The organism is Accumulibacter sp., assembly GCF_023806635.1.
Lineage (GTDB): Bacteria > Pseudomonadota > Gammaproteobacteria > Burkholderiales > Rhodocyclaceae > Accumulibacter.
This window is the reverse complement of the sequence record NZ_JAMTDQ010000042.1, coordinates 29,950-52,652: the sequence shown is the minus strand read 5'-3', so window position 1 is coordinate 52,652 and position 22,703 is coordinate 29,950. Positions and strand designations below refer to the sequence as shown.

The 22,703-nt window shown below is 65.1% G+C and carries 18 protein-coding genes; 8 read left to right on the top strand and 10 right to left on the bottom strand.

All coding sequences use genetic code 11. The features are described 5' to 3' along the window. Nucleotides 1-4 precede the first annotated feature (4 nt). The 3 genes from NFW30_RS07595 (at nt 5) to NFW30_RS07585 (ending at nt 3,576) form a co-directional block, all read left to right on the top strand. Entirely contained in the window at nt 5-1,249 is a 1,245-nt protein-coding gene (locus NFW30_RS07595; protein ID WP_295353310.1) for a glycosyltransferase, read from the top strand. Beyond that, nucleotides 1,246-2,511, top strand: a complete 1,266-nt coding sequence (locus NFW30_RS07590) for a glycosyltransferase family 4 protein (protein WP_295353313.1) — start codon at nt 1,246-1,248, stop codon at nt 2,509-2,511. The genes NFW30_RS07595 and NFW30_RS07590 overlap by 4 nt, the downstream gene beginning before the upstream one ends. Before the next feature lie 105 nt (nt 2,512-2,616). Beyond that, nucleotides 2,617-3,576, top strand: coding sequence for an aldo/keto reductase (locus NFW30_RS07585; RefSeq protein WP_295353316.1), 960 nt, complete (start codon nt 2,617-2,619; stop codon nt 3,574-3,576). A gap of 93 nt (nt 3,577-3,669) precedes the next feature. Here NFW30_RS07585 and NFW30_RS07580 read toward each other — a convergent pair whose 3' ends face one another. Beyond that, the gene (locus tag NFW30_RS07580; protein ID WP_295353319.1) at nt 3,670-4,038 is read right to left on the bottom strand and encodes a DUF1622 domain-containing protein; all 369 of its coding nucleotides are present in this window, start codon (nt 4,036-4,038) and stop codon (nt 3,670-3,672) included. Nucleotides 4,039-4,404: 366 nt separating this feature from the next. On the opposite strand from NFW30_RS07580, the gene NFW30_RS07575 reads away from it, so the two are divergent. After that, nucleotides 4,405-5,754, top strand: a complete 1,350-nt coding sequence (locus NFW30_RS07575; RefSeq protein ID WP_295353322.1) for an adenylate/guanylate cyclase domain-containing protein — start codon at nt 4,405-4,407, stop codon at nt 5,752-5,754. 433 nt (nt 5,755-6,187) lie between these two features. Here the strand turns inward: NFW30_RS07575 and NFW30_RS07570 are convergent, their stop codons facing one another. The 4 genes from NFW30_RS07570 to scpA form a co-directional block, all read right to left on the bottom strand. Continuing rightward, nucleotides 6,188-8,176 (bottom strand): acetyl/propionyl/methylcrotonyl-CoA carboxylase subunit alpha, encoded by a 1,989-nt coding sequence (locus tag NFW30_RS07570; protein ID WP_295353325.1) that lies wholly within the window; start codon nt 8,174-8,176, stop codon nt 6,188-6,190. Between the two features lie 19 nt (nt 8,177-8,195). Continuing rightward, nucleotides 8,196-9,728: an acyl-CoA carboxylase subunit beta gene (locus NFW30_RS07565; RefSeq protein ID WP_295353328.1), complete on the bottom strand. Its 1,533-nt coding sequence runs from the start codon at nt 9,726-9,728 to the stop codon at nt 8,196-8,198. Nucleotides 9,729-9,830: 102 nt separating this feature from the next. After that, nucleotides 9,831-10,829 carry a methylmalonyl Co-A mutase-associated GTPase MeaB gene (gene meaB / locus NFW30_RS07560; RefSeq protein ID WP_295353331.1) on the bottom strand — a complete coding sequence of 333 codons (999 nt, stop codon included), beginning with the start codon at nt 10,827-10,829 and terminating at the stop codon, nt 9,831-9,833. A gap of 34 nt (nt 10,830-10,863) precedes the next feature. Beyond that, nucleotides 10,864-13,038: a methylmalonyl-CoA mutase gene (gene scpA / locus NFW30_RS07555; protein ID WP_295353334.1), complete on the bottom strand. Its 2,175-nt coding sequence runs from the start codon at nt 13,036-13,038 to the stop codon at nt 10,864-10,866. 201 nt (nt 13,039-13,239) lie between these two features. Here scpA and NFW30_RS07550 point away from each other — a divergent pair, with 201 nt between their 5' ends. Beyond that, the gene (locus NFW30_RS07550; protein WP_295353337.1) at nt 13,240-13,914 is read left to right on the top strand and encodes a GntR family transcriptional regulator; all 675 of its coding nucleotides are present in this window, start codon (nt 13,240-13,242) and stop codon (nt 13,912-13,914) included. Further along, nucleotides 13,911-14,690, top strand: coding sequence for an enoyl-CoA hydratase-related protein (locus NFW30_RS07545; protein WP_295353340.1), 780 nt, complete (start codon nt 13,911-13,913; stop codon nt 14,688-14,690). Before NFW30_RS07550 ends, NFW30_RS07545 begins: the two co-directional genes overlap by 4 nt. Nucleotides 14,691-14,697: 7 nt before the next feature. Here NFW30_RS07545 and NFW30_RS07540 read toward each other — a convergent pair whose 3' ends face one another. From NFW30_RS07540 to NFW30_RS07530, 3 genes are read right to left on the bottom strand one after another with little or no spacing between them, the layout of a single operon-like run. Continuing rightward, nucleotides 14,698-15,498: a sulfite exporter TauE/SafE family protein gene (locus tag NFW30_RS07540; protein ID WP_295353341.1), complete on the bottom strand. Its 801-nt coding sequence runs from the start codon at nt 15,496-15,498 to the stop codon at nt 14,698-14,700. Nucleotides 15,499-15,531: 33 nt separating this feature from the next. After that, a complete protein-coding gene (gene rfbB / locus NFW30_RS07535; RefSeq protein WP_295353344.1) occupies nt 15,532-16,608 on the bottom strand; it encodes a dTDP-glucose 4,6-dehydratase in 1,077 nt (358 codons plus the stop codon). A gap of 54 nt (nt 16,609-16,662) precedes the next feature. Beyond that, nucleotides 16,663-18,084, bottom strand: a complete 1,422-nt coding sequence (locus NFW30_RS07530; protein WP_295353346.1) for a mannose-1-phosphate guanylyltransferase/mannose-6-phosphate isomerase — start codon at nt 18,082-18,084, stop codon at nt 16,663-16,665. A 147-nt stretch (nt 18,085-18,231) separates the two neighbouring features. On the opposite strand from NFW30_RS07530, the gene waaC reads away from it, so the two are divergent. Together waaC and waaA are read left to right on the top strand one after the other, a co-directional pair. Next, nucleotides 18,232-19,188, top strand: a complete 957-nt coding sequence (gene waaC / locus NFW30_RS07525) for a lipopolysaccharide heptosyltransferase I (protein ID WP_295353348.1) — start codon at nt 18,232-18,234, stop codon at nt 19,186-19,188. Further along, nucleotides 19,185-20,456, top strand: coding sequence for a lipid IV(A) 3-deoxy-D-manno-octulosonic acid transferase (gene waaA, locus NFW30_RS07520; RefSeq protein WP_295353350.1), 1,272 nt, complete (start codon nt 19,185-19,187; stop codon nt 20,454-20,456). The genes waaC and waaA overlap by 4 nt, the downstream gene beginning before the upstream one ends. Here the strand turns inward: waaA and NFW30_RS07515 are convergent. Both NFW30_RS07515 and NFW30_RS07510 read right to left on the bottom strand, forming a co-directional pair. Next, complete coding sequence (locus NFW30_RS07515) at nt 20,431-21,780, bottom strand: TolC family outer membrane protein (RefSeq protein ID WP_295353352.1); 1,350 nt, start codon at nt 21,778-21,780, stop codon at nt 20,431-20,433. The genes waaA and NFW30_RS07515 overlap by 26 nt on opposite strands. A gap of 85 nt (nt 21,781-21,865) precedes the next feature. Next, entirely contained in the window at nt 21,866-22,516 is a 651-nt protein-coding gene (locus NFW30_RS07510; RefSeq protein WP_295353424.1) for a protein-L-isoaspartate O-methyltransferase, read from the bottom strand. Nucleotides 22,517-22,703 lie beyond the last annotated feature (187 nt).

The window sequence follows — 22,703 nt, the reverse complement described above, 5'->3', positions numbered from 1 at the left end:
AGCCATGCTGGCTGCAGCCGCGCGCCAGGGCCGCGAATCGGACTCGATCCTGATGTTGACGGCGGACCGGCAGATCGACAGGCGAATCCTCCTGCAGGCCGACAGCCTCGGGAAGGCCGGCTGGCGGGTGACGATTCTGGCGATGAAGGACGACGACACCGGCCGCCGGGACGATTCGAGGGTGGTGCGTGTCAGCGGCGGCGGCAGCGGCGGGCTCGAAGAGCGGGTGGCAGATGGCTACCGCCGGCTCGCCGGGTGGCTGCCGATGAACGGCTCGGTGATGCGCACGCTGAAGCGGCTCGCCTGGCGGTTCGTCGTCGATCAGGAGACCTTTCACGCCAGACTGTACAGCGACGCGGCCTCGCGTTTCACGCCGCAGGTCGTCGTAGCGCACGATCTGCCGATGCTGCCGGTCGCCAGCCAAGTCGCGCGCGCCTGCGCAGCGCGCCTGGTCTACGACAGCCACGAACTCTACAGCGAGCAGGAGTTCTCCGCTCGCGAGAGGAAGCGCTGGGCAGAGATCGAGGCCCGCTACATTGGCCATTGCGACGCGGTGATGACCATCAACGAGTCGATCGCCCATGAACTCCGCTGTCGCCATGCGCTCCACCGGGTGCATGTCATCAGCAATGCCGAGCGGGCAACCGGCGCGCCACCAAGGTCGCGACGCTTCCATCAACGGTTCGGTCTGCCCGCGACTTGCAAATTGCTGCTCTTCCAGGGCGGGCTCTCGGAAAACAGGAACCTTCAGGTGCTGGTTCAAGGCATGCGTCATGTGACGAACCCGGACGTCGCCCTGGTGATCCTCGGCGACGGCGCGCTGCAGCAGAGACTGATGCGCGACGCCCGATCACTGCCGGGCGCCCAACGAGTCTTCTTTCATCCCGCGGTGCCGCAGTGCGAGTTGCTCGCCCATACCGGCGCGGCCGACGCAGGCGTGATTCCGTACCAGGCAACCTGTCTCAACAATCACTTTTGCACGCCAAACAAGCTGTTCGAGTTCATCGCCGCCGGCATTCCGATACTCGGCAGCGATCTACCGGAAATCCGCAGCATGATCACCGGGCGCGGCATTGGACTCGTCGGCGACATGAGCAGTCCCCGGGCAACGGCCAGCCTGATCGACGACCTGTTCGCCGACGAGGCGCGCCTCTCGGCGTGGCGGGACAATCTGCAGCAGGTGCGCAGGACGGTCTGCTGGGAGGCGGAGGAAGGAAAGCTCATCGCCATCTACGAGGCCCTGCGATGAAGATCGCGATCGTTTATCAGTACTACCAGGGGACCGGGTCGCCGGGCCATTCGCTGATCTACGAGCTGGCGCAATTCCTCGCCGGCCGTGGTCACGAGGTGACCGTCGTCAGCGGCGAAACCGGGTACATGCAGCGCGACACGCCGACCCTGCCATGGTACCGCCGCCTGCGGCGGGAGGAGCGGGATGGACCGGTGAGGGTGCTGCGCACCTTCACCTATTCCGAACTTCATCGCAGCTACCTCGGGCGCCTGCTGAGTTTCGCGTCCTTCTCGCTGTCGGGCGCAGCCGGGCTGGTCGGCATCGACAAGGTCGATCTGGTTCTCGCTTCCACGCCGCCCATCTTCCCGATGTTCGCCGCTGCCCTCGTCTGCCGGCTGCGGCGAGTGCCGCTGGTGATCGAAGTCCGCGACCTCTGGCCCGAATCCGCCGTGCAGATGGGAATCCTCAGAAATCCTGCGCTCATCCGCATCATGGCGTGGATGGAGAGGCAGATCTACGACCAGTCGGCACGCATCGTTGCCCTGACTGAGGGAATTCGCGACGACATTCGCGCGCGCGGCTGGCCGGAGGAGAAGCTCGAGGTGGTCACCTGCGGCGTCGATTTCGGACGGCTCTACCCGGATCCGCAGGGAGCGGCACGGACGCGACGGACTCTCGGCTGGGAAGAACGGAAGATCGTCCTGTACTTCGGCGCCCTCGGCGAAGCGAACAACATCCCGGTCATCCTGCGCGCGGCGCGCTCACTGCGCGAGCGCAGCGACGTTCTCTTCGTGCTCGTTGGCGACGGCCTGCGGCGGACGGCAATCGAACAGGAGGTCGCAGACGGCGGACTCACCAACGTCTCGATTCTCCAGCCCGTCGCCAAGGACCTGGCGCGGGTCTATCTCAGCGCCGCCGACCTCTGCCTCGTCACGCTGAAGGACATCCCCCTCTTCGACGGCGCGATCCCGACTAAACTGATCGACTACATGGCCTGTGCGCGGCCGGTTCTGTGTGGCATTCGCGGCGAGGCACGGCGGATTCTCGACTCGGCGCAGGCGGGATTGGGCTTCAACCCGGATGACGACCGGCAACTGGCGGGATTGATCCGCGAGTTGCTCGCTGACCCCCGGCGCTGCGACCGTCTGGGTGCCAACGGCCTCGCCTACGTCCAATCCCACTTCTCGGCGGAAATGATGCGCGCGAAGATGGAAGGGATCCTGCGCGCGGTTGCCGGGACAACGCGAGCCGGCAATGCGGCTGCCGATGGGGTGCGGTAGGCCGCGGATGGCGACGTGTGGTTGTGGGCATCGGCATGCGCCCATGATGCGGCCGCGGCAACGGCCGTCGGCGACCCTGCGGGCACTGACGGCGAAGGGTGAAGCATGAAGTACCGGCAGCTTGGCAGGACCCGCCTCGAAGTCTCCGCGATCGCGCTTGGCTGCTCCGGTTACTGGGGTGACCGGACGTTCCCCGAGAAACAGGCGGCAGCGGTGGTTGTCGAGGCAGTCGAGAACGGAATCAACTTTTTCGATACCGGGCACAACTACTCGGGCTTCAATGCCGAGCCACGTCTCGGACGACTGCTGGGCACGGTCCTCAAACACGACCGGGCGCGCCTGGTCGTTTCGTCGAAAGCGGGAACCATCGTCCCAGCCGGTTCGCTCTTCCGCCGCCCCGGTGGCAGGGTCAAGGACTTTTCCCCCGACCACATCGAGTGGTCCTGTGCGCAGTCGATCGCCAACCTTCGCTGCGGCTATCTGGACATACTGCAACTGCACGGCATCACGCCTGCAGAAATCAGCGAGCCGCTGCTCGAGCGCCTCGATGCGATGCGGGTACGGGGGATGTATCGTTACCTCGGCATCAATACCCACAGCGAGCCCGACATGTCCTTCGTTGCCAGCCACCCCGGACTCTTCGACATGACGCTGATTGACTACAACGTCGCGCAGCTCGACCGCGAACCCGTAATCCGTCGGCTGGCGGAGGCTGGAACGGGAGTCGTCGCCGGAACGGTGCTTGGACAGGGACATCTCGTCAAGGGGAAGATCGGCAGACTCAGGAGTCCAGCCGACCTCTGGTATCTGGCGCGAGCGTGGCTGCGGCCGAGCGGCCGGCAACTGTGGAAGCTGTCCGCGAGCCTGCGCGAAACACTCGCGGCAATCAGGGAAATGTCCCCCGCACAGGCGGCCATCGCCTACGTTCTCGCGAATTGCGGGATCGCATCCTGTGTCGTCGGAACGACCCGGGCTGCCAATCTGCGCGAGATTGTCGCGGCCGTGGACAAGACGCTGAGCGACGAAAGCCTGCAGGCCATCCGGCGCAGCTTCGGACTACCCTGAGGCACCGCGGGGCAGCCCGTCCAACGACGCAGCCGTGCTCCAGAGGCGCGCTGAGGCGTCCGCAAACTCGACAGCGAGCGCGCAAACCCTGGTTCAGCGAGACTCGTGCGGGCCAACCGCGCCCTCACTCGCCCGCTGCCAGGGCCAGCGACCCTCGAGTTCGACCTGCAAAGCCGTACTGAGAACGGTCCGGATGAAGACGATCAGGCCGAGCACCAGGACGCCGTCGAGCGTCGGTGCGACGGCCACCGTGCGGATGATGTCGGCAGCGACGAGAAACTCGAGGCCAAGGAGGATTCCGCGCCCGATGTCCTGCCGGAACTGCCGATAGCGATCGCCGCTGCCCGTGCGCACGACGAACTGACGGGCGGCGGCGACCAGCGTACCGAGGACGATGACGAGAACGCCGAGGCCGTCGAAGAACAGGCCGACGGTCTCGGCAACTTCATTGAACGATGACATCGAGGGTTCCTCCAGCGATGCAGCCCCTCGCACCCGCAAGGCGTGAGGGACCTTCTGCCAATCGGCGAGGCGGAGACATCGAGCAAGTGCTCGGAGCGCGCCCCGTCGCACTCATTGTATCGTAGGCGCGCCACACATCTCATCGCTGCGCGCCTCGGCGGCAGGGGCCGGCATCGCATGCGCCGCGTCGCGACACTGCCGACGCAGCGATCGGCGACCGGTACCCTCCACCAATGCGTCTCCGCCGTCATCTGCTGCAACAACCGGCAGGCCTGCCTCAAGGCGGCGGCCGTTTGACTGCCGGCGCCCAAGGACGCATACTCCGCGCCCCGCCCGTGCTTTCGGGCTGTAACGGATAAATCGACCGTGAGCAGTGCAGGCAACGCGCGCGAGTTCGTCTTCACCGACGTGGCGTTTCGCCAATACCGGCGGCGACGGGCCGAGCGCCTGTTGCGGACGGGAATCGGTCTACTCGTCGCCTATGCCCTCGCCTGGAGCTTCGTCGCGTTGATCCGTGACGATCTGCCGACGCTCCTGCTCCAGGCTGTCTCGCTCTGCGGTGCGGCGTGGGTGTGCTCCTGCCTGTCGCGTGAACAACTCGGGCTTGCCAGCCACAGCTACTTCTGGGTGGTGATCCCAGTGGTCGCCAGCCTGATCGCACTCGAAGGAGTCGCCGCACCGTTTCACAGCATGAGCCACTATCACCTGCTGCCACTAACGATCGGCGCGTACCTTCTGTTCTTCGAGCACGGCAGCCGCGCCCGTGAACTGTACGCCCTGGTCTGTCTTCTGATCTTCGTTGCCGTCGAACTCGGGTTGCTGTCGTTGCCGGCCGCCGGTCTTCCCTACTCTCGCGAGGCGCAGGCGGGCGGTCGCTGGATCCTGTTCTTTGCCGGCGTCTTGTCGCTGACGTACGTGGCCCATCTCTTTCTGGCGGATCTGGCAGAAGCCGAAAAGCAGCTTGCGGCTGCCAGCGGGCGACTCGAGGAGTTGCTCGAAAACATGCTGCCGGCGTCGATCAGCCGGCGTCTGCGTCGTGAGGGGCGGACCTTTGCCGACGCCTTCAGCGACTGCAGCGTGCTCTTCGCCGACATCGTCGGTTACACATCGCTATCGGAGTCGGTCCCCAACGTCGTTGGCCTCCTTGACGCGATATTCTCGAGCTTTGACGACCTCACCGAGCAGGGCGGTCTGGAGAAGATCAAGACGATCGGTGATGCCTACATGGTGGCCGCAGGAATCCCGGAGGCACGAGCCGATCACGCCGTGGCGGTCGCCGACCTGGCGCTGCGACTGCAGGCTGCGATCAGGGAGTTCCCGGGACTCGAGATTCGCATTGGCATCAACTCGGGCCCCGTCGTCGCCGGCGTGATCGGCAAGAAGCGGTTCATTTACGACCTCTGGGGTGACACGGTCAACATCGCTTCGCGCATGGAGTCACAGGGGATCGCCGGCGAGATTCAGATCAGCGAAGCGACACGCTCCCTGCTCACGGCGGACTTCGTCTGCGAAGAGAGGGGCGAGATTCCGGTCAAGGGCAAGGGCACGATGCGCGTCTTCCTGCTCAAGGAACGGCTGGCTGGGGGCTGCGAGCGAGGCCAGCCAACCGCTGACCAGGCCGGAAACTCCGGAACCGCAACGGCGATCCGATGCGCCGCGTTCATGGGCGACTCCAGCGACATCAGGCACCGTGATCAGACGGGTTCTGGCCGCTGATCACAGCGTCAGCGAAGTGGCGATCGATCGAGTCGAGGTTCCCGGACTTCACGGTCCATCAGGCGATGCGAGGCTCGCGCATCGGTCGCGGGGCGATGTCGCGCGACTGCTGACCTGAGCGCTTGCCTCGAGGGGTAGCTCCACGGGCTGGCGGAAGCCCGCCGACAGTCGTCCGCACGCCGTCTTCGAGCAGGCTCTCAACGCCCCACAGCGTTCGTAGTACTCATCAGGGTTGCCCGGAACACAGAACGGATTGCAGCCCGACGATCGCGCATGTCAGCCAACCGTCAAGACCACATCCGCATCTGTCCAGCACGGTGATTGCTCTGACGGACCGGCCGCCCGCGCTGCTGACGGCCGGAGCATAACCGGCACGAAGAAAGCCCGCCGGGTGGCGGGCTCTGGTTGCGGTCGGGCCAGCGACAGCGGCGGTTCACTCGAACTCGATGATGACCTGATCGACCGACAGGCTCTCGCCCGGAGAGGCAACGACCTTCTTGACCTTGCAGTCGCGTTCGGCCTTGAGAACGTTCTCCATCTTCATCGCTTCGATCACTGCCAACTTCTCGCCAGCAGCCACGTCCTGCCCGTTCGCGACGGCTACCTCGCGCAGCAGCCCCGGCATCGGCGAGAGCAGGAACTTCGACAGATCCGGCGGCACCTTCTTCGGCATCAGCGCGAGCATGCGCGCCGCATTGGCGGTCATCACCGTCGCCTTGACCTGCTTGCCGAAATGGACCACGCGATAGAGCAGACCGATGCGCTCGAGTTGCAGGCAGATCGGCGCTCCGTTGCATGTGCCGCGAAAGACGAGTTCACCGAACATCCAGTTGGAAACGAGATCGTACTTGTCGCCACCGTGGGTTGCCGAGTAGCCACCCGGGATCGGCGCGAGCGAAATCGGGTAGTCCTTGCCTTCCATCTGGACGACCCAGTCCTTGCCGACCTTGCGCTGATGCCCAGGCATCTGGTCGCTGATCTGGACGGCACGATCGATGTAACGACGACGACCAAAGGCGGCAAGCGCGGCGAGCAGACCCGGATCCTGATGCACCACGCAGGACTCGTCGAAGCCGTTCGGAAACTCCTCGGCGATGAACGAGGTGGTAAACACGCCCGAGAGGAAGCGCTGATTCTGCATCAACGCTGCCTGGAACGGGATATTCGAGTCGATGCCGCGGATGACGAACGCGTTGAGCGCGTCACGCACGCGGCTGACCGCCTGGTCGCGGGTGCCGCCGTGGCAGATCAGCTTGGCGATCATCGAATCGTAGTACATCGAGATCTCGCCGCCCTCGAAGACACCGGTGTCCACCCGCACCTGTCCTTCGATGACCTCGGGCGGACGGTACTTGACGAGACGCCCGACCGACGGCAGGAAGCCGCGGAACGGATCCTCGGCATTGATCCGGCACTCGATGGCCCAGCCATTGATCTTCAGATCCTCTTGGGCAAAGGGCAGCTTCTCCCCGGCGGCGACGCGGATCATCAGCTCGACGAGGTCCAGCCCCGTGATCATCTCGGTCACCGGATGCTCGACCTGCAGACGGGTGTTCATCTCCAGGAAGTAGAACGACTTGTCGGAACCGACGACAAACTCGACCGTTCCCGCACTCTGGTACTTCACCGCCTTCGCCAGCGCCACCGCCTGTTCGCCCATCGCCTTGCGGATCCTTTCGTCGATGAACGGCGACGGGGCTTCTTCGAGGACTTTCTGGTGGCGACGCTGGATCGAGCATTCGCGTTCGAAGAGGTAAGCGGTGTTGCCAAAGGAGTCGGCGATGATCTGGATCTCGATGTGGTGCGGGCCCTCGACGAACTTCTCGATGAAGACGCGGTCGTCACCGAAGCTGTTGCGGGCCTCGTTGCGACAGGCATCGAATCCCTCGGCCGCTTCCTTGTCGTTGAAGGCGACTCGCAGGCCCTTGCCGCCGCCGCCAGCGGAAGCCTTGATCATCACCGGGTAACCGATGCCACTGGCAATCGACACCGCCTGTGCGGCGTCGGCGATCTCGGCGTTGTAACCGGGGATGGTGTTGACCCCCGCCTCCATCGCCAGCTTCTTCGAGGCGATCTTGTCACCCATCGCCGCCACCGAGTAATGCTTTGGACCGATGAAGACGATACCGCTCTCCTCGAGGCGACGCGAGAACTCCTCGTTCTCCGACAGGAAGCCGTAGCCCGGATGCACGGCCTCGGCGCCGGTCCGCTTGCAGGCGTCGATGATCTTGTCGATGACCAGATACGACTCCTTCGACGGGGGCGGACCAATGCAGACGGCTTCATCGGCCATCAGTACATGCATCGAATCCTTGTCCGCTTCGGAGTAGACGGCCACCGTCTTGATGCCCATCTGCTTGGCGGTCTTCATCACCCGGCAGGCGATTTCGCCCCGGTTGGCGATCAGAATCTTCTTGAACATCACTATTTCTCCCCGGGTATCAGAGCGGAATGTTGCCGTGCTTGCGCCACGGGTTTTCCAACTTCTTGTTGCGCAACATCGCCAGCGAGCGGCAGATGCGCTTGCGCGTCTCGTTCGGCATGATCACGTCGTCGATGAAGCCACGTGCACCAGCAACGAAGGGGTTGGCGAACTTTGCCTTGTACTCGGCCTCGCGCGCAGCCAGCTTGGCGGGGTCGTTCTTCTCCTCGCGGAAGATGATCTCGACCGCACCCTTCGGCCCCATGACCGCGATTTCCGCCGACGGCCAGGCGAAGTTGACGTCGCCACGCAGGTGCTTCGACGCCATGACGTCGTACGCTCCACCATACGCCTTGCGCGTGATGACGGTGATCTTCGGCACCGTGCACTCGGCGTAGGCGTAGAGCAGCTTGGCGCCGTGCTTGATGATGCCCCCATATTCCTGCGCGGTGCCCGGCATGAAACCCGGCACGTCGACGAAGGTGACCACCGGGATGTTGAAGGCATCGCAGTAGCGGACGAACCGGGCAGCCTTGATCGAACTCTTGATGTCGAGGCAGCCAGCGAGCACCAGCGGCTGGTTGGCAACGATACCGACCGTCGAACCGTCCATGCGGGCGAAGCCGATGACGATATTCTTGGCGTACTCGCGTTGCAGTTCGAAGAAGTCGCCATCGTCGGATACCTTGATGATCAGTTCCTTGATGTTGTACGGCTTGTTCGGGTTGTCGGGAACCAGCGTGTCGAGCGAGAAGTCGAGGCGGTCCGCCGGATCCTGCGATGGCACGCGCGGCGGCTTCTCGCGGTTGTTCGACGGCAGGAAGCTGATGAAGCGGCGCAGCATCATCAGTGCCTCGACGTCATTCTCGAACGCGAGGTCGGCAACGCCTGACTTGCTGGTATGGGTGATCGCGCCGCCGAGTTCCTCCGCCGTGACATCCTCGTGCGTGACCGTCTTCACCACCTCCGGGCCGGTGACGAACATGTACGAGGAGTCCTTGACCATGAAGATGAAGTCGGTCATCGACGGGCTGTAGACGGCGCCGCCGGCGCACGGGCCCATGATCAGGGAGATCTGCGGCACGACCCCGGAAGCCAGGACATTGCGCTGGAAGACCTCGGCGTAACCGGCGAGCGAGGCGACACCTTCCTGGATGCGCGCGCCGCCCGAGTCGTTGAGGCCGATCACCGGTGCGCCGACCTTCATCGCGTGGTCCATCACCTTGCAGATCTTCTCGGCGTGTGCTTCCGACAGCGAACCGCCAAAAACCGTGAAGTCCTGCGAGAAGACGAACATCAGGCGGCCGTTGATGGTACCGCAGCCGATGACCACGCCATCACCGGGCACCGACTGTTCGGCCATGCCGAAGTCGGTGCAACGGTGTTCCATGAACATGTCCCACTCTTCAAACGAGCCGCTGTCGAGCAGCAGCTCGATCCTTTCGCGGGCTGCCAGTTTCCCCTTGCTGTGCTGGCTGTCGATGCGTTTCTGCCCACCACCAAGACAGGCCGCCGCGCGCTTTTCTGCAAGCTGGCGAATGATGTCGTGCATAAGTTCTACTCCCTAACGGTCGCGTCAATCAGGACTACTCAAACAGGTCGGAGATCTCGCTTGAAAACCCCCGGCAATCGGGTTCCTTTTCTTCTGTCTTTTTCAGTGTTTCAGGTACGCGAGCAGGCGCGACGCCGCAGCACCGGGCGTCGTGCGGCCCTCGGCGACATCGCCGGTAAGCACCGGGAGCGCGGAGCGCACCGTCGCATGCGAACGAAAATACTGCCGCAGGCCCGAGTCGATCAGATTCCACATCCAGTCGACGGCCTGACGGCGCCGCTTGTCGTCGAACTCGCCGCTGGCCAGCATCGTCGTCCGATAGCGCTCCACCTCGGCCCAGAACTCCGCGATGCCGCGCTTGGCAAGGGCGCTCATCGTCAGCACCGGCGGCCGCCAGTTCGGGCTCGTGCTGCGCAGCATGGTCAGGGCGGCGCGCATCTGGTTGCGGGCAAAGGCCGCCGCCCGCTCGTCGATGTCGGCCTTGTTGAACACGATCAGGTCGGCAATCTCGACGATGCCCTTCTTGATCGCCTGCAGGTCGTCGCCGGCGTTCGGCAACTGCAGCAGGACGAAGGCATCGACCATGCCGGCGACGGTGGTCTCCGACTGCCCGACACCGACCGTCTCGACGATGATGACATCGAAACCCGCCGCCTCGCAGACCAGCATCGCCTCGCGCGTCTTGTCGGCGACGCCGCCGAGCGAACCGGCCGATGGACTCGGTCGGATGAAGGCCTCGTCGCGCTGGCAGAGCAGTTCCATGCGCGTCTTGTCGCCAAGGATGGAGCCGCCGGAAACCGACGACGACGGGTCGACGGCGAGCACGGCAACCCGGCGCCCGGACTCGATGAGGTGGAGCCCGAGCGATTCGATGAAGGTCGACTTGCCGGCGCCGGGAGCCCCCGAGATACCGACACGGATCGTCCGCCCGGTGTGCGGCAGCAATGCTGCGAGTACGTGGCGAGCGCGCCGCTGGTGCTCACCATGGGTCGACTCGACGAGGGTGATGGTCTTCGCCAGCGCCCGTCTGCGACCGGCGAGAACGCCATCGACGAGGTGCTGGTCGGCAGCCGTAAGGCTGCCGGCAGTCGTACTGGTCATATCCACGCTTCCTGCTCGCGGGCAAGGAAACCGCTCAGGCGGGGGCGTGTGCGCGTGCCTTGCGAATCTCCGCCAGAACCGTCATTGCCGAATCTTCGATGCGTGTGCCGGGGCCAAAAATGGCTTTCGCGCCGGCCTGGAACAGGAAGTCATAGTCCTGTGCCGGGATGACGCCGCCGGCGAAAACGATGATGTCATCGGCTCCCTGCTCCTTGAGCGCGCGCACGAGAGCCGGCAGCAAGGTCTTGTGGCCGGCGGCGAGCGAGGACACGCCGACGGCGTGGACGTCGTTCTCGATCGCCAGCCGCGCAGCCTCTTCGGGCGTCTGGAAAAGCGGTCCGACGTCGATGTCGAAACCGAGGTCGGCGAAGGCGGTGGCAACCACCTTGGCGCCGCGGTCGTGGCCATCCTGCCCGAGCTTGGCGATCATGATCCGTGGCCGACGGCCCTCTTCCTCGTTGAACTTGAGGATCTCGGCCTTCAGCGTCTCCCAACTCGCCAGGCCGTCGACGACCGCGCCATAGACGCCGGAAACGGTCTGTTGTGTCGCACGGAAGCGCCCGAAAACCTTCTCCATGGCGTCCGACACTTCGCCAACGGTGGCCCGCAGCCGCATCGCACGCACCGCCATGTCGAGCAGGTTGCCCTCACCGGTCTCTGCGCAACGGGTCAGGTCGGCAAGCGCCGCATCGACCCTGGCGCTGTCGCGGCCGGCACGAACCGACTTCAGGCGCGCCACCTGCGCCTCGCGCACGGCGTTGTTGTCGATGTCGAGGATGTCGATCGCGTCCTCCTTCGCCAGCTTGTACTTGTTCACGCCGACGATGACGTCCTTGCCCGAGTCGATTCGCGCCTGCTTGTCGGCGGCGCAGCCTTCGATCTTCATCTTCGCCCAACCGGATTCGACGGCATGCGTCATGCCGCCCATGCTCTCGACCTCCTCGATCAGCTTCCACGCCTCGTCGACCAGGTCCTGCGTCAGCTTCTCCATCATGTACGAACCCGCCCACGGGTCGATGACGTTGGTGATGTGCGTCTCCTCCTGGACGATCAGCTGCGTGTTGCGGGCGATGCGCGCGGAGAACTCGGTCGGCAGGGCGATCGCCTCGTCGAGGGCGTTCGTGTGCAGCGACTGCGTGCCGCCGAAAACGGCGGCCATCGCCTCGATCGTCGTGCGGACGACGTTGTTGTAGGGATCCTGCTCGGTCAGCGACCAGCCGGAGGTCTGGCAGTGGGTGCGCAGCATCATCGACTTCGGGCTCTTCGGCGAGAACTCGCGCATGACCCGCCACCACAGCAGGCGCGCAGCCCGCAGCTTGGCGACCTCGAGGTAGAAGTTCATGCCGATGGCAAAAAAGAACGACAGCCGGCCGGCAAACTCGTCAACGTCGAGACCCGAGGCGAGTGCCGTCTTCACGTACTCGCGCCCGTCGGCGATGGTGAACGCGAGTTCGAGTGCCTGTGTCGCGCCGGCTTCCTGCATGTGGTAACCGGAGATCGAGATCGAATTGAACTTCGGCATGTGGTGAGCCGTGTAGCCGATGATGTCCGAGATGATCCGCATCGACGGCTTCGGCGGGTAGATATAGGTATTGCGGACCATGAACTCCTTGAGGATGTCGTTCTGGATCGTCCCCGACAACTTGTCCTGCGGCACGCCCTGCTCTTCGGCAGCGACGATGTAGCCGGCCAGGATCGGCAGCACGGCGCCGTTCATCGTCATCGACACCGAGATCTTCTCCAGCGGGATACCGTTGAACAGGATCTTCATGTCCTCGACGGAATCGATCGCCACGCCCGCCTTGCCAACGTCGCCGGTGACCCGCGGATGGTCGGAATCGTAGCCGCGGTGCGTCGCCAGGTCGAAGGCAACCGAGACACCCTGGCCGCCGGCGGCCAGCGCCTTGCGGTAGAAGGCGTTCGACGCCTCGGCGGTTGAAAAGCCGGCGTACTGGCGGATGGTCCACGGCCGCACGGCGTACATCGTCGCCTGCGGGCCACGGACGAACGGCGCCAGGCCGGGCAGGGTGTCGGTGTACTCCAGATCCTCGACATCCTTCTTCGTATACAGCGGCTTGACGACGATGCCCTCGGGCGTCACCCAGTTCAGGGCGTCGACGTTGCCACCCGGGGCGGACTTGCTGGCGGCCTTCTTCCAGGCGTCGAGATTGGCGGAATTCGGCAGATCAGGCTTGTTCTCGTTGGACATGACGGAACCTTTCAGGAAATCTGTGGATTGGGGCGGGCAGGCCACATGGCGAGGCCGCAGCCATGGTATTCGTGGCGGGAGACGCGCACCCTGGCGCAGCCTTTTCCAGCTCTTGACACCCCGCCCAGCGAATAATACTGTATCCATAATTATGAAAGCAAGTTTCCAGGACTCCGATTCGCTGGGCAGGAAGGGCCAGTCATGGCACCCGGTCGGATAGCGCAGACCGCTCTCTACCAGGAGGTCGCCGAGCGGCTGCGACAGAGGATCTTCGCGCACGAGCTGCTGCCCGGAATCCGCATCGACGAACAACAGTTGGCCGTCGAATACGGCATCAGCCGGACACCGCTGCGGGAGGCACTGAAGGTGCTCGCCGCCGAGGGACTGGTCACCCTGCGTCCACGCCGCGGCGCTTTCGTCACCGAGATCTCCGATCAGGATCTCGACGAGATCTTTCCGCTGATGGCGATGCTCGAAGGACGCTGCGCCCTCGAAGCCACCAGAAGGGCCAGCCCGGAGCAGATCGCCAGGCTTGAGGCACTGCATCGGCAGTTGCAGCGCTTTGCCGCCAGCAATCAGATCGGGCGCTTCTTCGAGGTCAACCAGGAGTTCCACCTGCGCATCCAGGAGATGTCCGGCAACCGCTGGCTGCGGCAGATGATCCAGGATCTGCGCAAGGTGCTCAAGCTGACCCGGCTCTTCTCACTGAGCATCGATGGGCGACTGCAGCAGTCGCTGGATGAGCACGTGGGCATCCTCGAGGCGATCAGGACTGGCGACGCGCTGCGCGCGCAGACGATGATGCACGACCACATCCTTGCCGGGCGGCAAGCGCTCGTGCGTGGCGCAGGCGAGGAAGCGAGAGTGCCGTCATGAGCGGCCGCATCGACTGCACCCGCGATCACGAGGTGGCGACCGTCACCCTTTCGAATCAGGCCAAACTCAACGCCGTCGACTCCGCCATGTGGCAGCAGCTGGCGCAGCTGGTCAGCGGGCTGGCTGCCGACCCCGAGCTGCGTTGCCTCGTGCTGCGAGGCGAAGGCGAGCAGGCTTTTGCCGCCGGCGGCGACATCGAGGAGTTCAGCAGCCAGCGGGACACCGTCGACCGGGCAATGGCCTATCACGCGCAGGCCGGAGCCGCACTAAAGGCGGTCGGCGACTGTCCGCTGCCGACCGTCGCGCTGATTCATGGCGCCTGCATTGGCGGTGGGCTCGAGATCGCAGCCCAGTGCGACCTGCGCATCTGTGGTGAGTCCGCACGCTTTGGCGCGCCGATCAACCGGCTTGGCTTCTCGATGTATCCGGTCGAATTGCAGGCGTTGCTGCGCCTGGCCGGCGCCGCAACGATGCGCGAACTGCTACTCGAGGGGCGTATCCTGGGGGCAGCCGAGGCTCTATCCAAGGGACTCGTGACGCGTGTCGTCGGCGACGGCGCAGTCGTCGCGGAAGCCTACGCGACGGCCCGGCGCATCTGCAACGGAGCACCCTTGGTCGCGCGCCGGCACAAGGTGCTGCTGCAGCGCCTGCAGGAGAACCAACCGCTGAGCGAGGGGGAGTTGCGTGACTCCTTCGCCTTCCTCGATACGGAAGATTATCGCGAGGGGCTGGCCGCCTTCCTCGCCAAGCGGGCACCGCGGTTTCGCGGCTGCTGAGCGGGAATCAGGCGAACAGCCGCCACAGCATCCGTGCCGCAAGCACGACCAGCAGACCGGCAAAGAGGCGTTTCAGGGTGGCCACCGGCAGGCTGTGCGCCAGCTTCGCCCCGAACGGTGCCATCAGCATGCTGCTCGGCACGAGCCAGAGGAAAGCGGGCAGGTAGATGAAGCCGACACTTCCCGCCGGCAGCCCGGGATGTCCCCAGCCGTTGAACAGGTAACCCAGCGAACCGCCAATGGCGATTGGAAAACCGATCGCCGCCGACGTGCCAATGGCGTCATGAACGCGTACGTTGCACCAGGTGAGGAAGGGGACGGTCAGCGAGCCACCGCCGATCGAGACCAGCGCCGAGACGGCTCCGATGCCGATGCCGACGATGACGACGCCGCTGCGTCCCGGCAATTCGCGCGACGCCTTCGGCTTCAGGTTGAAGACCATCTGCAGCGCGACCACACAGACGAAGGCACTGAAGAAGATGGCGAGCGGCTGTGCCGGGACGCTCGCGGCGAGCAGCGTCCCGAGCATCGTGCCGAGCAGGATGCCCGGCGTGATCTGGCAGACGATCGGCCACGACACCGCACCGTGGCGATGGTGCGCCAGCAGACTGGAAAGCGAAGTGAACAGGATCACCGCCATCGAGGTGCCGAGCGCCAGATGCAGTACCTCGGTCGCTGGAAAGCCGGCCTGCGCGGCAAAGATGATGGTCAGCGACGGCACCAGAACCAGTCCACCGCCGATCCCCAGCGCGCCGGCCGAAAAACCGCTGAACAAGCCCAGTGCGACGTACGCCAGCCACCAGCCCAAGAGCGCCTCCCGGCAGAAAGAACTTGCAGACGGCTATGATCCCACTTTTTCCCGATCGGCGTAGTTCTTCTCGACCCACTCGCGGTAGGCTCCCGACTGCACGTTGTGCACCCAATCCTGGTTCGCCAGATACCAGCGAACGGTCCGGTCGATGCCGGAGGCAAAGCTCTCCGCGGGTCGCCAACCCAGTTCCCGTTCGATCCGGCGGGCATCGATCGCGTAGCGGCGATCATGGCCGGGACGGTCGGTGACGTAGGTGATCTGCTCGCGATAGGCCCGGCCGTCAGGGCGCGGGCACAGTTCGTCCAGCAGTCCGCAGACGGTGTGGACGATATCCAGGTTTGCCTTCTCGTTGCCACCACCGACGTTGTAGGTGGCGCCCGGAACGCCGGCAGCAAGTACGCGCCGGATTGCCGCACAGTGATCGCCGACATAAAGCCAGTCGCGAATCTGCTGGCCGTCACCGTACACCGGCAGCCGCTTGCCCGCCAGAGCGTTGACGATCATCAACGGGATCAGCTTCTCGGGAAACTGGTAGGGACCGTAGTTGTTCGAGCAATTGGTGGTCAGCACCGGCAGGCCGTAGGTGTGGTGGTAGGCGCGCAGCAGATGGTCGCTGGCTGCCTTGCTCGCCGAATAGGGGCTGTTCGGCTGATACGGGTGATCCTCGGTGAACGCCGGGGCGTCCGGCGCGAGCGAGCCATAGACCTCGTCCGTCGACACGTGCAGAAAGCGGAAGCTCCGTCGACCATCCTCCGGCAGTTCCTTCCAGTACGTGCGCACGCTCTCGAGCAACTGGAAGGTACCGACGATGTTGGTCTGGATGAAGTCGGCAGGGCCGTGGATCGAGCGGTCCACGTGTGACTCGGCAGCGAAGTTGATGATCGCTCGTGGCGCGTACTGCGCGAGCAGGCGGGCACCAAGTTCACCGTCGCCGATGTCGCCATGCACGAAGATGTGACGCCCGTCGCCGCTCAGAGAGGCAAGGCTCTGCCGATTGCCGGCATAGGTCAGCCGATCGAGATTGATGATCGGCTCGTCGCTCGTCGCCAGCCAGTCGAGTACGAAGTTGGCGCCAATGAATCCGGCGCCGCCAGTAACCAGGATCATGTGCACAAGCCTTCGCGTGCGGCTGCCGCCGGCGAACCGACCGCGAGCCGAGGGTCATCTGCCATAGGTGTCTTCGAGACGGACGATGTCGTCCTCGCCAAGGTAACTGCCGGACTGCACTTCGACGATCTCGAGGTCGATCTTTCCCGGATTTTCCAGCCGATGGACGACCCCGAGCGGAATGTAAGTCGACTGGTTCTCGGAAAGCAGCAGCGATTCGTCGCCGCGAGCTATCACGGCCGTGCCCTTGACGACAACCCAGTGCTCGGCCCGATGGTGATGCTTCTGCAGGCTCAGACTGGCGCCGGGCTTCACCAGGATCCTCTTGACCTGGTAGCGTGGGCCATGTGCGAGACCTTCGTAGCTGCCCCACGGTCGATGGACGACATGGCGGAACTCCGTCTCGCAGCGCCCCGCGCGCTTCAGATCATCGACGAGCATCTTGACGTCCTGTGCCTTCGCCTTGTCGGCTACGAGCACCGCGTCGGGTGTCGCGATCACCACCAGATCGCTGACACCGACCGTCGCCAGCAGCCTGCCTTCGGAGAACAGCACGCAGTTGCTGGTATCGATGCTGCTCACGTCGCCGCGTCGCGCGTTGCCATCGCCGTCCACCTGGCCGACGGTCGCCAGCGCATCCGAAGCGCCGATGTCGTTCCAGCCGGCGTCGAGGGGAATCACGACACCGTGATCGGTCTTCTCCATGACCGCATAATCGATCGAGTTCGATGGGCTGGCGGCGAAGGCAGCCTCGTCGAGCCGGAGAAAATCGAGATCCCGTCGTGCCGCCTCGCAGGCTGCGGCCACCTGCTGGCGCATGACCGGCGCAAAGCGCTGCAACGCGTCGAGAAAGCTGTCGGCACGAAACAGGAACATGCCACTGTTCCAGAAGTAGTCGCCAGCGTCGAGGTAGGTCTTCGCCGTTTGCGCGTCCGGCTTCTCGACGAAGCGGTCGAGAACATAGCCGCCGTCCAGCGGAGCGCCGCGTCGAATATAGCCATAGCCCGTTTCCGGCCGGTCCGGCAGGACACCAAAGGTCACCAGCGCCCCCGCCTGGGCATGCGGAATCGCCGCCCGAACGGCCTCCTGGAACGCGGCGACACCGGCGATGACGTGGTCGGACGGAAGTACCAGCAGCAGCGGCGGCGCGTCGCCGCCGGCGTCGGCGAGTGCCCCGACGGCTGCGGCGGCGACCGCCGGCGCCGTATTGCGGGCTGCCGGCTCGAGCAGGATGTCGGCCTTGAGGCCGATCTCGAACAACTGCTCGGCTACCAGGAAACGATGGTGCTCGTTGGCGACGGCAATCGGCCTGCCGAGGCCGTCGAGGCCGTCGAGTCTGCGCAAGGTGTTCTGCAACAGAGAGTAGTCATCGACCAGGCAAAGGAACTGCTTCGGGTAGTGGGTCCGCGAGAGTGGCCACAACCGGGTTCCTGACCCTCCGCAGAGGATGACCGGACGAATCACAGGGGGTTTCATTTGCATCGTCTCCAGACGGAACCGACTTGCCACGCAGGGCTCGCGCGAGGCAGGATTATAGCCGGCCGAGGTCGCCCGGCGACGCTCGCCGAGGTCCTATAATGCGCACTTCACGGCTGCCACCGATCCCGTCACCCTGACCCGGCGATGCACATCCTACTGCTCAAGACCTCGTCTCTTGGTGACGTAATTCACAACCTGCCGGTAGTCAGCGACCTGCGGCGCAGTTTCCCCGAAGCCGAGATCGACTGGTGCGTCGAGGAGAGTTTCGCCGACATTCCACGCCTGCACCCGGCGATTGGCGAGGTGATTCCGGTGGCCATCCGGCGTTGGCGCAGCCAGCTCGGCCGGGTCGCCACCTGGCGCGAGATGCGGGACTTCCGGCAACGGCTGCGGTCGCGAACCTACGACTTCGTTCTCGACACCCAGGGCCTCGTGAAGAGCGCTCTCGTTGGCCGTCTGGCGCAGGGACGGCGACTCGGCTACGCCGCTGAAGCGGCGCGCGAATCCTTCGCCGCCCGCTTCTACGACGACACCTTCGTCATTCCGTGCAACCTGCACGCCGTACAGCGCAACCGCTGGCTGGCGGCCGCGGCCTTCGACTACCCGGTGGACCTGCCACTCGACTACGGGATATCGCCGCCGGCCGTCGACATCGGCTGGCGGCCGGGTGGACCCTTTGCCGTCCTGCTGACGGCCACCAGCCGTGACGACAAGTTGTGGCAGGAGGCCCACTGGCACGCGCTCGGTCGCGCCCTGTCGAGAGCCGGTGTGACCGCGGTGCTGCCGGCCGGCAACGCGCGCGAGCGCGAGCGGGCCGAACGCATCGCCACTGCCGTCGCCGGCGCCATGGTCGCGCCACCACTCGGTCTGCGGGAAGTCGCGGCGCTGCTGGCAGGGGCGGGCGTCGTGATTGGCGTCGACACCGGCCTGGCACACCTTGCCGCAGCCCTGCGCGTGCCGGTGATCGCCCTCTACGTGGCGACCGATCCGTCGCTCACCGGGGTGTTCGGCGACGGTTTCGTCCGCAACCTGGGCAACACCGGCAGGCCGCCCACACCGGCCGACGTCATCGCGGCCGCCGAACGGGCACTGCGTCGGTGATCCGCCTGCTCTATTCGCTCCTCTTTCATCTGGCCATGCCACTGGTCTGGCTGCGCCTGCTCTGGCGTTCCCGTCGCCAGCCCGAATACCTGCAGCACATTGGCGAGCGGCATGGCCATTACCCACCATCGTCGGGCGGACCGCTGATCTGGCTGCATGCGGTGTCCGTCGGCGAGACCCGCGCCGCCGAGCCGCTGGTCGAATTGCTGCTGCAGCGCTTCCCCGAACACCGCATGCTGCTGACCCACATGACACCGACCGGCCGGGCGGCCGGCCGTGAGCTCGTGCAACGTCACCCCGACCGTCTGTATCAGGCGTACCTTCCCTACGACCTGCCGGCTGCCTGCGGCCGCTTTCTCGATCATTACCGGCCGCGGGTCGGGTTATTGATGGAGACGGAGATATGGCCCAACCTGATCGCCGCGGCAAAGCGGCGAGGATTGCCGCTGGCACTGGTCAATGCCCGCCTTTCAAGCCGCTCGCAACGCGGCTATGCCCGCCTTGCGGGCCTCAGCCAGCCAGCGATTGCAGCTCTTGACGCGATCGCCGCACAGACGGTGGCCGACGCCGAGCGCCTGCGGGCCGTCGGCGCCAGGCAGACGGTCGTCTGCGGCAATCTGAAGTTCGATGTCACGCCGCCGCCCGAGAAGCTGCGCCTCGGAGCGCACTGGCGGCAAGCGCTCGGCCGCCGCCAGGTGTGGCTGGCTGCCAGCACGCGCGAGGGCGAGGAAGCGCTGTTGCTCGACGCGTTCGCCCGCCTGCCGCATCGCCACCTGTTGTTGCTCGTGCCCCGACACCCTCAGCGCTTCGCCGAGGTCGCCGAGCTGATCGCCAGCCGACAACTGACCGCCTGCCGACGCAGCAGTGGCAGTCTGCCGGACGAGGAAACGCGCGTCTGGCTGGGGGACAGCATGGGAGAAATGCCGGCTTACTACGCGCTGGCCGAGATCGCAGTGATCGGTGGCACGCTCCTGCCCTTCGGCGGACAGAACCTGATCGAGGCGGCAGCCTGCGGCTGCCCGGTGCTGCTCGGACCGCACACCTTCAACTTCGCCCAGGCCAGCGTGGACGCCATCGCCTGTGGCGCCGCCCGCCGCGTCGCCACAGCCGACGAGGCCGTTGCAACCGCCGCAGAACTCCTGCAGCAGCCGCTGCAGCTGGCCAGCATGCGCGCTGCAGCGAGCCGCTTCAGCCAGGCGCATCGAGGCGCCACCGAACGGACGGTAGCGCTGATCGAGAGCCTCATGGCGCCTCGAGCAGCAGGTTGATCCGTTCGACGTCGGCCTCGTTCAGGGTGCCGACGGCTGCCTTCAGTTTGAGCTGGTTCTGCAGGGTATCGTAGCGGGCTCGCGCCAGATCCCGGCGCGTCACCAAGACCTGGTTCTCGGCATTGAGGACATCGATGTTGATCCGGACGCCGACTTCGTAGCCGAGCCGGTTCGACTCGAGCGAGCTGAGGCTCGACAGCAGCGCGGCTTCCAGCGCCCGCACCTCGGCAAGGCCGTTGACCACACCAAGGTAGGCCTGACGCGCGTTCAGCGCCGAGGTGCGGCGGATGTTGTCGAGCGAGGCCCGTTCAGCGTCGCGACGGGCGGCCGCTTCACGGGTACGTGAGTTGACCGCACCACCCTGGAAGAGAGGAATATTGACCTGCAGGCCGATCTGCCGCGTCGTCGTGTCGACCGAGCCCAGCCCGGACTGGCCAGGACCGTTGTTCTGGCCATAGTTGGCGACCACGTCGACGGTCGGGAAGTGACCGGCACGGTTGATCTCGACCGCCTTGGCGGCGGCCTCGGCCGCCGCTTCCTGCGCCTGGACGACGAAGCTGTCGCGCTCGGCAGCCTCGACCCACGGATCCATGCTCGCGGGCTGCGGTGCTTCCATGACCGCGTTCTGCTTCAGCCGGTTGAGTTCGCCGGGATCCCTGCCAACCAGCACGCGCAAGGCGTAACGCTTCACTTCCAGCTCGTTCTCGGCGGCGATCTGCTGTGCCGTCGCCAGGTCGAAGCGTGACTGCGACTCATAGGTATCGGTGATGGTTGCCGTACCGACCTCGAAGTTCTTCCTGGCCTGCTCGAGCTGCTGCGCGATTGCCGTCTTGGTGGCCTGCACCGCGCGCAGCTTCTCGATCGCGACGAGGACGTCGAAATATGCTTGCGAGACGCGCAGGATCAGATCCTGCCCGGCCTGCGCAAAGCTGGCCTCTGTTTGCATGACGAGCAGCCTGGACTGGTCGTACTGGACGAAGTTCTGCCAGCGGAACAACGGCTGCGTCAGGTTGACGTTGTAGGCGTTGCTGTTGAAGCTGCTGCGGGTGCTGACGTTGATCGCGCTGCCATTGATCCGTGTGTCGAACCTGGCGTCGTTGGCAAAAGTATTCGCGGTCGCGGCGACCGTGGGCAGCAGGCCGGCAAGCGCCTGCGGCTGCTTCTCCCGCCCGGCTTCGGCGGCAGCTCGCGCCGCAGCGTACTGCGCATCGTAGGCGAGGGCATCACGATAGACCTGCAGCAGGTCGGCCGCCATCACCGAACCGGCAAGGAGAAAGCCGGACAGCAGGAAGGCCGGCTTTCCCGAGCCATGAGGACGAAGCATCGAGCTATCTCACTTTCGGCCCGGATCGCGCAAGCGCCAGGCAGCGCGCCGCGGCCTCACTCTGCCACTCGTGGTGGGCCTCGTCTCAGAAGACGAAGCCCGAATGTTGAGGCGCGGTCAACGGGCTGACCACGGTTTCAAAGAGGTTGCGAGTCTTGTAGGCCTGTTCCCCCGTGCGGACGATCAGGCGAGCCTCCATCACCGGAGCCCGGCCGATGAACGCGACCAGCCTGCCACCCACCTTCAGTTGCTGCAGAAAGGCCTGCGGCAACTCGGGAAGCGAGCCCGAGATGAGGATCACATCGTAGGGCGATGGACCGGACCATCCTCTTGATGCGTCCCCGGTCTCCACCGTGACGTTCACCACCCCGGCCTGCTGCAGCCGTTGCCTGGCGTTCTCGGCCAGGACCGGGTCGATCTCGACACTGAACACGTACTCCGCCTGCGAGGCCAGCAGGGCCGCCATGTAGCCACTGCCGGTACCGACTTCGAGGGCGATGTCGGTGTTTCTGATCGCCAGTTCCTGCAGCACGCGAGCCTCGATCTTCGGTTGCAGCATGGTCTGGCCGTTGCCGATGGGCAACTCGACGTCGGCGAAGGCAAGTGCCTGCAATGCCTCCGGCACAAAGTCCTCACGCTTCACCTCGCCAAGCATGTCGAGTACGGCTGGGTCCAGCACCTGCCAGGGGCGAATCTGTTGCTCGATCATGTTGAAGCGAGCCCGCTCCATGTCCATATTCACCACAGCCATAGCATTCCCCGTCGCAAGCATGTCGTCAGTCGTCCTGGAAGCAGGTGGCGCTTTCCGCGACTACCTGCGGCGGCGATTATAACCCCTATCGGCCGGCCTTCGGCGCCGTCAGGACTGGCAACCGCCGGGGTTCGGCTGGCCGCAGGCGGCAGCGGACGGGGGGTAAACGCAA